This is a genomic window from Kitasatospora sp. NPDC086009 (assembly GCF_044540385.1).
In the GTDB taxonomy this organism is placed as follows: Bacteria; Actinomycetota; Actinomycetes; order Streptomycetales; family Streptomycetaceae; genus Kitasatospora.
Genome location: NZ_JBITSA010000001.1, coordinates 949,121 through 961,086 on the forward strand (window position 1 = coordinate 949,121; position 11,966 = coordinate 961,086).

Sequence of the window (11,966 nt, forward strand, 5' to 3'; positions counted from 1 at the left end):
GCGGAGGGGTGTGCGCGACGGCGGCGGGACGGGCCGGTCCGGCGCTCGTCGGGCAAGCCCTAGAGGGCCCAGAGGACCCAGCCGAGGAGCAGCAGGTTGGCGGTGCCCTGGGCGACGGCGCTGGCCAGCGCCGAGCCCGTCCAGGCGCGGCAGACGCCGAGTGCGAGGCCCATGGTGAAGACGGACGGCAGGACCCCGGTGATCACCCGGGTGTCGAACGGGTTGAGGCCGTAGTCGCCGAGGTGGACCAGCGCCCAGGCGGCCGAGGTGGCGGCGATCGCCACCACCGGACCCCGGCCGCGCTCCACCGCGTGGTACAGCACGCCCCGGTAGCAGACCTCCTCGACCAGCGGCACCAGGACGCCCATGCAGACCACCATGGCCAGGCCCGCGACCACCGGGGCGCCCGGTGCCAGCTGCCGGAACAGCTCCGGGATCAGCGCCGTCCAGTTGCCCCCGCCCCGCCCGAAGGCGGCGCGGGTGGCGAAGACGGTGTCGGCGTAGGCGAGCACCACCAGCGCGGTGCCGGCCGCCGCGGGCCCGAACCGGAAGCGGCGCAGCCCGGCGGCGGCGCGGTCCGGCCGGTCCAGCACGGTCAGGACCAGCGCGCTCAGGCCCACCGACAGGACCATCAGCGGGATCGCGAACGCTCCGGCGATCCGGACCGAGGCCAGCACCGCGAACAGCAGCGCGGCCGAGGCGACGGGCGTGGCGCGGTGGCGGTCGCGCAGGCGGTGCAGGGTGCGAGCCCGTCCGGTGGCGGCGGGCTCGGGGGGCGCGGGCGCCGCCACCGGACGGTTCGCGGTCATCGCGGGCCCACCTCCGCCACCGCGGGGGCGCGGCGCAGCGAGGGGAGCCACCAGTTGTAGCGGCGGAACAGCAGCAGCGTGGCCGGGACGAAGAGCATCCGGATCAGGGTGGCGTCCAGCAGGACGGCCAGGCCGAGGCCGGCGCCGTACTCCTGGAGCATCACCGTGGAGGAGAGCACCATCGTGCCGAGGCTGCCGGCCATCACCAGGCCCGCCGCGTTGATCACCCGGCCGGTGTCGACCACCGCGCCGATGGTGGCGCTCTCCTGGTCGGCCCCGCCGCGCACCAGGTCGCGGACCCGGGTGACCAGGAAGATCTCGTAGTCCATGCCGAGCCCCATCATCAGGACGGTGAGGAAGATCGGCAGGTCGTCGATGATCGCCCGGTCGAGCCAGAAGTGGAAGATCAGCACGGTGATGCCGATCGCCCAGACGTTGCTCATCATGATCGTGAGGATCAGCCGGACCGGGATCAGCAGCGAGCGCAGGGCCACCACCAGCATCACGAACACGCCGACCGAGACCAGCCCGATCATCTGCCAGAAGCTGGAGTTGAGCGCGTTGCCGTACTGGCGGTCGACCTGGGTGGCGCCGCCGACCTGGAGCGCCCCGACGTCCTTCGCGCCCTCGGTGACGTCCTGGATCCGGTCCACGGTGGCGACCGCGGCCTCGGAGTAGGGCGGGTCGGCGAGTTCGACCACGATCCGCAGCGCGCCGTCGTCGGCCAGGTAGTCCCGCCGTACGTCCGCGGTCAGCGCGTCGACCTGGGCGGCCGGCAGCGGGCTGCCGAACGGCCTGGTCACCGCGGAGACCCGGGCGACGCCGGGGACGGCGGCCAGTCGGTCGGTGAGCGCCGTCACCGAGCCGAGGCCGCTCGCGGTGAGCCGGTGGGTGGCCGGGTCGACCACGCCGGCGGCCGGCCGGGTGACCACCAGGGTGGGCAGCACGGCCGCGTCGCCCCACTTCTCGGCGACCAGCTCGAAGCCGGCCTTGGAGTCGGTGGCCGGGCTGAGCGCCACCGGGTCGGCGGTCGAGCGGTGCTGGGCGGTGATCACCGCGAACGGCACCGTGATCACGGCGAACACCAGCACGATCGCCACCTTGCGGCGACGCGCCAGGTCGGCGGCCCTGGCCAGGTGCCGGCCCAGGGCGCTCTCGTGCTCCAGATCGCTCAGCGGGCGCCAGCCGAGCGCGAAGAACCGGTCGCCGAGCAGCACCAGCAGGGCCGGCGTCAGGGTGAGCGCGGCGAGCAGCACGATCGGGATGCCGATCAGCCCGCCGTAGCCGAGCGGCGGGATCCAGTCCACCGGGGAGAGCAGGGTGGCCCCGAAGGCGAGGACCACGGCCACCGCCGCGAGCAGCATGGACTCGCCCGCGTGCGCGGTGGCGTGCACCGCCGCCTCCTTCGGCGGGCGGCCGGCCAGCCGTTCCTGCCGGTAGCGCGAGGAGAGCAGCATGCTGTAGTCGACGCCCGCGCCCAGCATCACGAAGTTCATGATCGTGATGGTGAACTGGGTGAGCGTCACGCCGTGGCCGAGCGCGAACAGCGCCGCCTGGCTGACCGTCATGGCCAGCCCGATCGCGGCCACGGTCAGCACGGCGGGCACCACGGCGCGGAAGAACAGCAGCAGCACCACGAAGATGATCGCGTAGGCGACCGTCTCCATCAGGGCGTTGTCGTCCTCGGCCTTCTTGTAGGTGTCCTTGATCAGGGCGAGCTCGCCGGTCACGTGGGCGTCGACGTCCGGGCCGGCGCCGACGGCGCGCAGCGAGCCGTCGATGGCCGAGCGCAGCCAGTCCACGTCCGGATCGTGCCCGGCCTGTTTGGCGAAGCTGACCGTCACCAGGGCCGCCCGGCCGTCCTCGGCGAGCAGGCGGTTCACGGCGCCGGCGGGCACCGGCACCGGGAAGGAGCGCCAGTCGGTGGCGGCCGCGAAGCCCGCGGCGAGACCGGGCAGCGCCGCGTCGTCGGCGGCCACCCCCCGCTGCGCCAGGTCGGCGAGGCCGGCCGGGACCTGGCCGGCCGCCACCGCCGCGTCCACCGCCTGCCGGCGGGCCTCCGGGGAGGTGCCGGCCCCCGCGGCGGTGAGGTCGCGGTCCACCTGGGTCCGCAGTTGGCGCAGGTACTCGGTGGTGGAGTCCCGGTAGAGGGTGTACGCCGAGACGGACTGCCGGACCTCGCCGGTGCGCTCCTTCCCGGCGATCCGGCCGTCCAGCTCGGCCAGCAGCTTGCGCAGTTGCTCGCCCCTGACGTCCGGGGCGCCGATCGCGACGATCGACTCGCGCTGCGAGCGGTCGGGGAAGGACTGCTCGACGAGCTGGTCGGCCCGGGCACTGCTGGTGCCCGGGACGACCTTGGAGGCGCCCTGTTTGGTCAGGACGTCGTTCAGCTGCGAGGCGAACGGGAAGCAGACCGCGATGACCACGGCCCAGACGGCGAGCACGGTCTTCGGGCGGGCGGTGAGCACCCCGGCGAGGCGCAGCAGGCGGCGTTGCACCGCGCCGTGGGTGGTCTCCGGTGGTGCGGGGGTGAGGGTCGTGGTCATGCGGTGCCGACTCCCTCGCGGTGGCGCCCGCCCGGGCCGGTGCCGGCCGAGGGGGTGCTGGGGCTGGTGCCGGTGACCACCGCGAAGGTGTGCCGCAGCTCCAGCGTGCCGTTCCTGGCCACGTGTTCGGCCAGGCCGGCGCGGATCAGCTCCAGCGCGTGGTCCTCGCGGCGGTGGTCGACCGCGTCCTTGAAGCCGGCCGCCGCGCCGGAGCGCTGGACCCACTCCAGGGCCGCCTCCGGGGTGTCGGCGGGCAGTACCTGGTGGCCGTCGCGCTGGACGTCGACGGTCAGGCCGGCCTTGGTGAACCAGCGGGCCACCGTGGCGGCGTCCTTCGGCAGGTTCACCCGGACCAGACCGGTGAGCAGCGACGGGTCCGCGGCGAAGACCTTCTCCAGCTGGGTGATCAGGGTCTTGAGCGCGTCGCCGCGGGTCTCGATCACCACCACCCGGCCGCCGGGCCGCAGGACTCTCCTGATCTGCTCCAGCAGCTTGACCGGCTTGCTGTAGCAGATCGCCCAGCCGACCACCACGAGGTCCGCCGAGGCGGTCGGGCGGGGGCGCAGGAACTCCTCCATGTCGCCCTCCTGGAGGGAGACGTCGAGCTCCGGCGCGCGCAGGGTGTCGGGGAGGATCTTGGCCTGCGCCACGGCCAGCATGCCGGGGGACTTGTCCACCGCGTGCACCGAGCCGCGGCCCTCCAGCCGGCGGACGATCTCATGGGTCAGGTGTCCGGTGCCACAGGCGAGTTCGATGACGTCATCACCCGGGCGGATCTCCACCTCGTTCAGCGCGGCGACCGAGTGCACCCCCATCACCGGGCTGAAGTAGCTGTCGTAGCTGGAACTCGCGGCGTCGTAGTCGGGCGTGGTGTCGGCGTGGGTGCGGCTCAGGGTGAGGCGCAGGGCACGCGCGGCGAGTCCGAGGCGACTCATGGCTGGCTCCTTCTGATGTGGTCGGATTCCGAGGGCTGCGAGGCGGGTGCCGCGCAGGCGAGGAGCAGGAGGCCGGCCAGGCCGGCCAGGGTGCCGAGGGCGCCGGCGGACACCGAGGGGGCGGTGGCCCCGGCGGCGACGCCCGCGACCAGGGCGAACACCGCAGGGGCCACCACGGGCGCCCGGGCGGCGGGGCGGTCCGGGCCGAGCGCCACCGCGACGGTCAGTGCGGCGACGGCGGTGACCACGGCCGCGAGGACGGGGCTCGCGGTGGTGGCCGAGGCGGGCAGGGCGGCGCCGAGCAGCAGCAGCCCGGCCGCCGGGGCCCGGTGGGGCGGGCCCGGCAGCAGGGCGGCCGCGGTCCGGCGCCGCGGCAGGGCGGCCGTCAGGGTGAGCGCGGCGCCGATCGCGGCGGCGGCGCACCAGGGCCAGTCGGGCGCGCCGCCGCCGGCCGGGGGCAGGCCGGCGCCGAGGACGGCACCGGCCGCGCCGCCGGCCAGCGCGGCGATCGTCGGGGGGCCGGGCGCCAGGGGCGCCCCGGGGCCGGCCGGCGGGCCGCCCGGTGCGCCCGCCCGGCTGCCCCGTGCGGGGTCCGGCGTCCGGTTCACGGCCGGGCGGCGGACGAGTCGGCGAGCTCCGCGAGCTCGGCCAGCTCGTCGGTGGCGTCCGGCTCGCCGTCGCGCAGGAACATGGCCGTCTCGTCGCTGAGCGCGTCCAGCACCCGGTTCAGGTGCTCGGTGGTGTGGGTGGCCATCAGGCTGAGCCGCAGTCGGGGCGAGGCGGCCGGCGGCACCACCGGGTTGGTGTAGACGCCCTTGTCGATGAGCCGGCGCCAGAGCAGCAGGGTGTCGACGACCCCGCGGGTGCGCAGCGGGATCACCGGGGTGCTGCTCTCACCCGGGCTGATGCCGAGGGAGAGCAGGCCGGCCCGCAGGTGGTCGGCGTTCTGCTGGGCCCGCTCGGGGCGCCAGGGCTCCTCGCGCAGGATCCGCAGCGCGGTCAGCGCGGCGGCCATGCTGGCCGGGGTCGCGGAGGCGCTGAAGATCAGGCTGCGGGCGTGGTGCTTGATGTAGTGGATGACGTCGTCGTCGCCGACGACGGCTCCGCCGAGCGAGGCCAGGGACTTGCTGAAGGTGACCGTGATGAGGTCGACCCGGTCGGTGAGGCCGAAGTGGGAGCAGGTGCCCCGGCCCTGGTCGAGGACGCCGAGGCCGTGCGCGTCGTCGACGATCAGCCGGGCCCCGTGGCGCTCGCAGACCTCGACGATCTCCGGCAGGGCGCAGAGGTCGCCCTCCATCGAGTAGACGCCGTCGACCACGACCAGCTTGCCGGCCTGGGCCGGGACGGCGGCCAGGCCGCGGTCCAGCGCGCGGGCGTCGTTGTGCCGGAAGCGCCGGTGCTTGGCGCCGCTGAGCAGGCAACCGTCGACGATGGAGGCGTGCGCGTCGCGGTCGGCGAAGACGACGTCGCCGCGGCCGGCCAGGGCGCTGATCGTGCCGAGGTTGGCCTGGTAGCCCGTGGAGAGCACGGCCGCCGCGGGCTTGCCGTAGAAGTCGGCTAGTTCGCTCTCCAACTGGTCGTGCAGGTCGAGGTTCCCGTTGAGGAAGCGGGATCCGGTGCAGGACGGGCCGTACCGGTCGAGCGCGTCGGCGGCCGCCTTTCTGACCCGGGGATCGGAGGTCAGACCCAGATAGTTGTTGGAGCCGCACATCACCAGCTCACGGTCACCCAGGGTGACCGTGGTGCCTTCGTGGCCGGTGAGCGGGAGGAAGTAGGGATAGATCCCCGCCGCCATGGCGTCCCGGGCAGCACGGTAGTCGGATACCTTGGAGAAAATGTCCACCAGATTCCCTCGAATTCGATGATCGGCGTATTCGACGCATCGGTTCACGCGAATTTTGACCCTGGTTTGAACGGAATACCCGCCGCTTGGGCATGGCCGGGCCGGCCGCATCGGACGGGGCCGTGCGGAAGCCTGCCCCGGGGCGGTGCGCGTCGTTGCGCAGCGGCCCCGGGCGTGGTCGTCGAAGCACGACCGGGCATGGCGGATGAGCCGACGGTGTGTTGACGCGGCGCGAACGGCCGACGCCTCAGCCTTGTTGACGTGTTGTCAGCTAGCGCTCGTGGGCTGCCGGCCTGCGCGGACATCGTCGAATCCGTATGTCTCGCATGATCCCCCGTGGATGTCGAACAGCGTTCCCCCTGGCGCGGAGAAAAATCCCGGCGCCGCTTCTTCGATCATCGTGCGCATGAATCTTGAGGTGGCCGGGCGGCGATCCCCGGGATCTCGCCTGTTTTCGGCCGAGGAAACGTAAGCACGCTCCATTCCGGGCTGTCAACACCCGTCTCTTTCGGGCCACTTGGAATTACCGGCGAGTCACATCGGTTCTGCTAGGGTGGGCGCCGACCGTCTGGACGGTCCGTGACACGGAGAGAGGGACGGAACGGTGCGTGATCATCTGCTCGACGCTGTCGAGCGGCTGCTGGTGCGGGGAGGTCTGGACGCGGTGCGGCTGGACGCGGTGGCCGTCGAGGCCGGCGTCAGCAAGGGTGGGCTGCTGCACCACTTCCCCAACAAGCGGGCGCTCGTCCAGGGGGTCGTCGAGCGGCTGGCGGACCGGTTCGAGGCCGTACTGCCCGGGCCGCAGGCGCCTCCCGGCGCCTTCGCGCTCGCCTGGTTGGAGGTGAGCATCCCGGAGGAGTCACCGGCCGGGGACACCAGCGGGGCGGACCAGGTGCCGGTGGCGCTGCTCGCCGCGGCCGGCGGTCCGGAACTGCTCGACGTGCTGCGGTCCCGCTACGAGCGCTGGCAGCGGCGGCTCGTCGAGGACGGCCTGGACCCGGCCGTGGCCACCCTCGTGCGGATGGCCGTGGACGGCTGGTGGTCGGCCCGCCTGCTCGACCTCAGCCCGCCGCACGACGGGCTGCACCGTGAGCTGCGCAAGCTGCTGGTCGACCTCGCCGGCGGCAGAAGCTAGGTCATCCGAAACGAGACGGGGGACGGACATGACGGCGTACCTGCTGGTGGGAGCGGCCATCGCGGCCGAGGTGACGGCGACACTGGCCCTGCGGGCCTCGCACGGACTGACCAGGCTCGCGCCCAGCGTGGTGGTCGCGATCGGCTACGTCGCCGCGTTCGTGCTGCTGGCCCAGGCGCTGAAGTCGTTGAACGTGGGCCCGGTGTACGCCGTCTGGTCCGGGCTCGGCACGGTCGGGGCGCTGGTCGGCGGCGCGGTCGTGTTCGGCGAGCCGGTCAAACCGGCCTCGCTGATCGGGGCCGTGCTGGTGGTCGGCGGGGTCGCGGTGATGTACCTCGGCGGCGGGCTGAGCCACGAGTGAGCTCCTGATTCGGGGCGCCGCCCGGCGCCCCGCCGCGGGGTGCGCCCCGCTACTCCCACTCCCAGCGGATGCCGACGTGGCCGGGCTGCTGGTCGGGGGCGAGCACGTGGGCGCTGGCCGAGGCACCGATCCACAGCTGCTCGCGGCGGCGGTCGACGTCCTCGCCCGGAGCGCGGTCGTAGCGCTCGCAGTGGACGGGCACGGCCGCCGGGTCGAAGTGCACCTGGAGCACGTACTCGCGCACCGGGATGGCGAACCGGCGGCTGTACTCCATGGTCGGGCCGCCGGGCGGGATCTCCACCTCGTACTCGAAGACCGTGCTGTCCCCGTGGCCGAGCGGGCGGTCCAGCATCAGCTCGCCGACCACCAGGCCGGCCTTCGGCCTGCGGCGGACCCGGCCGAGGCGGCCGTGCCGGACCGAGGTGATCTCGGGGCAGCCGGTGGCCTCCTCGTCGGCCTTGTGCACCACCAGGCAGCGGCCGACGCCGCCGACGGTGGCGCGGACCACCTGGCGCATCCGCAGCAGGTTGCCGCGGCGCTCGGCGTCGACGTAGTACGAGTCGTGGATGGAGAGCCGCTCCAGCTCGCCGACCGGCGGGGCGTCCAGCTCGGCGAAGACCTCGGCGATCTGCTGCTCGCCCGGCCAGACGTCCTCCAGCCGCAGGTGCGCGGTGTTGGCGGCGGCGGCCCAGCGGCCCCGCGGGCGCGGCGGGCCGAGCAGGGCGGAGAGGGTGGAGTGCGGCAGGCCGAGCAGTTCCTCCAGCAGGTGGACGGCGCGCAGCGAACTGGCCCGCTCGGGCTGGCTGCGGCCGCGCCGCCAGTAACTCAGCGTGGTCACGCTGACCCTGACCCCGCGTTGGGCGAGAGCGGCGCGGATCCGGTCGAGGCTCAGGCCGCTGGCCTCGATGGCCAGGTGCAGGGTGTCGGCGAAGCCCCCGGCGGGGGCGGGCCGGCCGGTGCCCGGGGCGGCGGCGGGTGTGGTGGCGGTCGCGGCGGTGGTGACGGTCGTGGCGGGGGGCACGGCGGCGGGTGCGGGCGCGCCGGGGCGCGGTCCGACCAGCCGGAGCCGGGCGTCCTGGGGGTGTTGTGAGCCCATGCGGTTACCTTCCCCAGCAAGCGGGTTCGGCGCGGTCGGTCCGGCGCCGGAGGGCGCCGTGAACGGCTTCACCGAGCTGTGGGGAACCCTATGCACGGTCGAGAGGCTACGTCATCAGTCGTGCGTATGACAGTGGTCACGAGGGGTGGGCCACAGGGTTATCGATCTTGAAACAGAACGGAAACACGCCGTCGGGGCGGTCCCGGTGCGGACCGCCCCGACGGCGTGGGGTCGCGGAGGTGATCAGGAGACGCTGAGCGCGGCGTCGTCGATCACGAAGCTGGTCTTGAGCGAGGCGTCCTCGGTGCCGGTGAACTTGACCGTCACCGTCTGGCCCGCGAAGGCCGACAGGTCGAAGGACTTCTGGACGAAGCCGGTGGCCGCGTTGGCGTTGGACAGGGTGGCCAGCGTGGTCGAGCCGGCCTGGACGGTCAGCTTGTCGTACGCGGTGGAGCCGGACTCGGCGGTGTCGACGTGCACCCAGAAGGAGAGCGTGGCCTTGCAGCCGGCCGGGATCGACACGGTCTGCGCCAGGGTGTCGGTGTGGGCGCTGCCGTAGCCGTCCAGCCAGGCCTTCCAGGAGCCGGCGTGCGCGGCCTCGCCGGAGGCGTTGTCGACGACGCCGGTGGACGCCGTCCACGGCGCGGCGGTGCCGGTCTCGAAGCCGCCGTTGCCGATCAGCTGGGCCGCGGTGCAGCCGCCGGTGGGCGGCGTGGTGGTGCCGCCGAGCAGCGCCGCGTCCAGGGCGTCGGCGATCGGGCTGCCCCAGCCGGTGACCTGGTCGTAGCCGGCCTTGGTGGAGAAGTCCTGGTTCTTGCCGGTGGTCACGTCGTGGAACGTGGTGCCGTAGCCGCTGCCGTTGGCGACGGCGTACAGCCGCGGGCTGGCCTCACCGAGGACGGGCTGCCCGGCCGCCTTGGCCTTCTGGTTGAACTGCGCCGCGTAGCCGGACCAGAGCGGGGCGGCCGCGCTGGTGCCGCCGTAGACCTGCCAGCCGCCGGCGGTGTAGATGGCGAAGCCGCTGGCCGGGTCGGCGTTGGAGGAGACGTCCGGGACGGTGCGCATGGTGCCGCTCACCCCGGTGCCGGTCTGCCAGCTCGGCTTGGCGAAGACGGTGGAGACGCCGCCGCCGGCGGTGCTCCAGGCGCTCTCGGAGGAGTAGGCGCTGCCGGAGACCTTGAGGTTGGTCCCGCCGACGCCGGTCTGGTGCGGGCTGGACGCGGGGAAGTCGACGGCCTTGACGGAGGAGCCGCTGGTGGAGCGGGTGCAGTCGCGCGAGCCGTCGTCGCCGGAGGCCGAGAAGATCGAGATGCCCTGGGCGGCGGCCTGCTTGAAGGAGTTGTCGACCGCCGTCATGGAGGAGGCGGTGGTGTCGGGCTCGCAGGAGCCCCAGGAGATGGAGATGACCGAGACCCGGTTGTCCGCGACGATCTTGGCGGCCATGTCGATCTCGCCCTGGTCGCTGTTGGGGGCCTCGTAGACCAGCTGGGTCGCCTTGGGGGCGACGCCGCGCACGATCTCGCTGTCCAGCTCGACCTCGCCCTGGCCCTCGCCGGGGGAGGAGTCGTAGTTGGCGCCGTCCACCGACACGGTGGAGACGGCCGGGCCGGTGAGCCCGTACTGGCTGTCGTAGGTCTTCAGGTTGTTGGAGCTGTAGCCGTCGAACTCCCAGAGCGCGACGCTGACGCCGGTGCCGTCGGCGCCGGTCTTGTTCAGGTTGTACGCGCCGTCGTACTGGCTCGGGCCGAAGCCGCTGGGGGCGGCGGTGACCGCGTTCGGTGCGGCCGGCGTGGACGGCTTCACGTTGCGGGTGGTGCGGACGGTGTGGTTGTTCAGGCCGGATATGCCCTGCACCACGCCGGCGAGGTCGGCCGGCACGGAGGCCGCCGCGTCGTTGGCGAAGAAGGTGCGCTGCTGCTGCGGGTCCAGGTAGGCGCTCTCGTGGGTGCCGAAGGCCTTGGCGATCTGCTCGGCGGTGCCGTGCGCGTCGACCACCTGGCGGTTGTCGCTGACGGCGGAGACGGTCAGACCCTGGGCCGTCAGGTAGCCGCGGACCTGGTCGACGGCGGCCTGGGTCGGGCCGAACCGGTCGGTGAACTGCTGCGGCGTCAGGTGGGTGCCGAACTCGGGGGCGCCGGGGGTGGCGATCGCGGCGAGGAAGCGGTCCAGCTCGGCGGTGTCGCGCAGCTTCAGGCTGACCGCGACGGAGAGCTGCTGCTCGGCGGGGACGTCGCCCTTCTTCTCGGAACGGGCCACCGCGGGGGTGACGGTGTTCGGCAGCGAGACGCGCGGCGCGGCGGCGTTGGGGGCCGGGGCGGCCTGCGCGGCGGTCACGCCGAGCGAGACCGCGGACAGCGGCAGGACGGCGAGTGCCGCGACGAGGGCGAGGGAGCGAGGGCGCACGGAATCCTCCTCTGGCCGGCATGTGGGGGCCGGCAGGGGCCAGGGCGTCTCTGGGGTGAAACGCTGGCTAGAACATGACAGAGCGGTTCCGGGAATTGGCTTATGGTCAAGCAATTCGTTGCTAAAGAACAGTCAACTGTGGAGAACGGAATGGAGGCGTCTTCATACAGTTAACGGCCGGAATTCACGCTCCGGACCGCCCCGATTCGGCGGCCGCGGGCGACGTAGAATCGGGTACCGGGCGAGACCGAGGGAGTATCCGATGACCGACCGGACGGCAGACCCGCGCGACCCCCGCCCGCTGACCGGCGAGCCGCTCGCGCTCGACCTGCTCAACACGCGGTGGGCGGGCAGCCCGGTGAACGACCTGCTGGACCGGCCGGACGGCTTCGGGGTCTGGCTCTCCTCCGCCGGGCTGGCGGCCCGCTGCGAGGCCGACGACGCGGGGCTCGTGGCGCTGCGGCAGGCCCGGGAGGCGCTCGCCGCGGCGGTCCGGGACCTGGACGCCCGGGGTGAGGTGACGGCGCCCGCGGCGGCCGGTCTGAACGAGGTGCTGCGGCACGGGCGGCTGCGGCGCGAGCTCGGTCCGGCGGGGCCGGCGGCGCACGTCGAGGTGGACGGGCCGCAGTGGCTGGCGGCCTGGCTGGCGGTCGAGGACTTCCTCGACCTGCTCGCCCGGGGCACCCTCCGGATCAAGAAATGTGCCCACGAGGCCTGCATTCTGCACTTCTTCGACACATCGCAGAACGGCCGCCGGCGGTGGTGCTCGATGGCGGTGTGCGGAAACCGCGCGAAAGCGGCCCGGCATTACGAGAAGGCGCGCGCCTAGGGCCGGCGG

At 73.5% G+C, this 11,966-nt stretch carries 10 protein-coding genes; 3 read left to right on the forward strand and 7 right to left on the reverse strand.

Features of this window, described 5'->3' with window-relative positions:
* Positions 1–59 precede the first annotated feature (59 nt).
* Genes ACIF6L_RS04365 through ACIF6L_RS04385 form a run of 5 tightly spaced genes read right to left on the reverse strand, consistent with a single transcriptional unit; the run spans position 60 to position 6,133 of the window.
* Positions 60–809: a lysostaphin resistance A-like protein gene (locus ACIF6L_RS04365; protein WP_396486093.1), complete on the reverse strand. Its 750-nt coding sequence runs from the start codon at positions 807–809 to the stop codon at positions 60–62.
* Positions 806–3,355, reverse strand: coding sequence for an MMPL family transporter (locus ACIF6L_RS04370; protein ID WP_396486094.1), 2,550 nt, complete (start codon positions 3,353–3,355; stop codon positions 806–808). The genes ACIF6L_RS04365 and ACIF6L_RS04370 overlap by 4 nt, the downstream gene beginning before the upstream one ends.
* A complete protein-coding gene (locus tag ACIF6L_RS04375) occupies positions 3,352–4,290 on the reverse strand; it encodes a class I SAM-dependent methyltransferase (RefSeq protein ID WP_359805858.1) in 939 nt (312 codons plus the stop codon). The genes ACIF6L_RS04370 and ACIF6L_RS04375 overlap by 4 nt, the downstream gene beginning before the upstream one ends.
* Positions 4,287–4,898 carry a hypothetical protein gene (locus tag ACIF6L_RS04380; protein ID WP_396486095.1) on the reverse strand — a complete coding sequence of 204 codons (612 nt, stop codon included), beginning with the start codon at positions 4,896–4,898 and terminating at the stop codon, positions 4,287–4,289. Before ACIF6L_RS04380 ends, ACIF6L_RS04375 begins: the two co-directional genes overlap by 4 nt.
* On the reverse strand, positions 4,895–6,133 hold the full coding sequence (locus ACIF6L_RS04385) for an aminotransferase class I/II-fold pyridoxal phosphate-dependent enzyme (protein WP_352294988.1): 1,239 nt from the start codon (positions 6,131–6,133) through the stop codon (positions 4,895–4,897). The genes ACIF6L_RS04380 and ACIF6L_RS04385 overlap by 4 nt, the downstream gene beginning before the upstream one ends.
* 604 nt (positions 6,134–6,737) lie before the next feature.
* On the opposite strand from ACIF6L_RS04385, the gene ACIF6L_RS04390 reads away from it, so the two are divergent.
* The gene (locus ACIF6L_RS04390) at positions 6,738–7,268 is read left to right on the forward strand and encodes a TetR/AcrR family transcriptional regulator (RefSeq protein WP_396486096.1); all 531 of its coding nucleotides are present in this window, start codon (positions 6,738–6,740) and stop codon (positions 7,266–7,268) included.
* Positions 7,222–7,629, forward strand: a complete 408-nt coding sequence (locus ACIF6L_RS04395) for a multidrug efflux SMR transporter (protein WP_329488842.1) — start codon at positions 7,222–7,224, stop codon at positions 7,627–7,629. Before ACIF6L_RS04390 ends, ACIF6L_RS04395 begins: the two co-directional genes overlap by 47 nt.
* A 49-nt stretch (positions 7,630–7,678) precedes the next feature.
* On the opposite strand, the gene ACIF6L_RS04400 is transcribed toward ACIF6L_RS04395, so the two are convergent.
* Positions 7,679–8,725, reverse strand: coding sequence for a hypothetical protein (locus tag ACIF6L_RS04400; protein ID WP_396486097.1), 1,047 nt, complete (start codon positions 8,723–8,725; stop codon positions 7,679–7,681).
* Positions 8,726–8,968: 243 nt separating this feature from the next.
* Positions 8,969–11,128 (reverse strand): protease pro-enzyme activation domain-containing protein, encoded by a 2,160-nt coding sequence (locus ACIF6L_RS04405; RefSeq protein WP_359805851.1) that lies wholly within the window; start codon positions 11,126–11,128, stop codon positions 8,969–8,971.
* A gap of 262 nt (positions 11,129–11,390) precedes the next feature.
* Between ACIF6L_RS04405 and ACIF6L_RS04410 the strand changes: the two genes are divergently transcribed.
* Positions 11,391–11,957: a CGNR zinc finger domain-containing protein gene (locus ACIF6L_RS04410; protein ID WP_396486098.1), complete on the forward strand. Its 567-nt coding sequence runs from the start codon at positions 11,391–11,393 to the stop codon at positions 11,955–11,957.
* Positions 11,958–11,966: the final 9 nt, after the last annotated feature.

Bases quoted from the DNA above. Each gene is read 5' to 3' on its own strand.
- ACIF6L_RS04365 (WP_396486093.1), bottom strand. From the start codon at position 809: ATGACCGCGAACCGTCCGGTGGCGGCGCCCGCGCCCCCCGAGCCCGCC.
- ACIF6L_RS04410 (WP_396486098.1), top strand. From the start codon at position 11,391: ATGACCGACCGGACGGCAGACCCGCGCGACCCCCGCCCGCTGACCGGC.
- ACIF6L_RS04375 (WP_359805858.1), bottom strand. From the start codon at position 4,290: ATGAGTCGCCTCGGACTCGCCGCGCGTGCCCTGCGCCTCACCCTGAGC.
- ACIF6L_RS04370 (WP_396486094.1), bottom strand. From the start codon at position 3,355: ATGACCACGACCCTCACCCCCGCACCACCGGAGACCACCCACGGCGCG.
- ACIF6L_RS04400 (WP_396486097.1), bottom strand. From the start codon at position 8,725: ATGGGCTCACAACACCCCCAGGACGCCCGGCTCCGGCTGGTCGGACCG.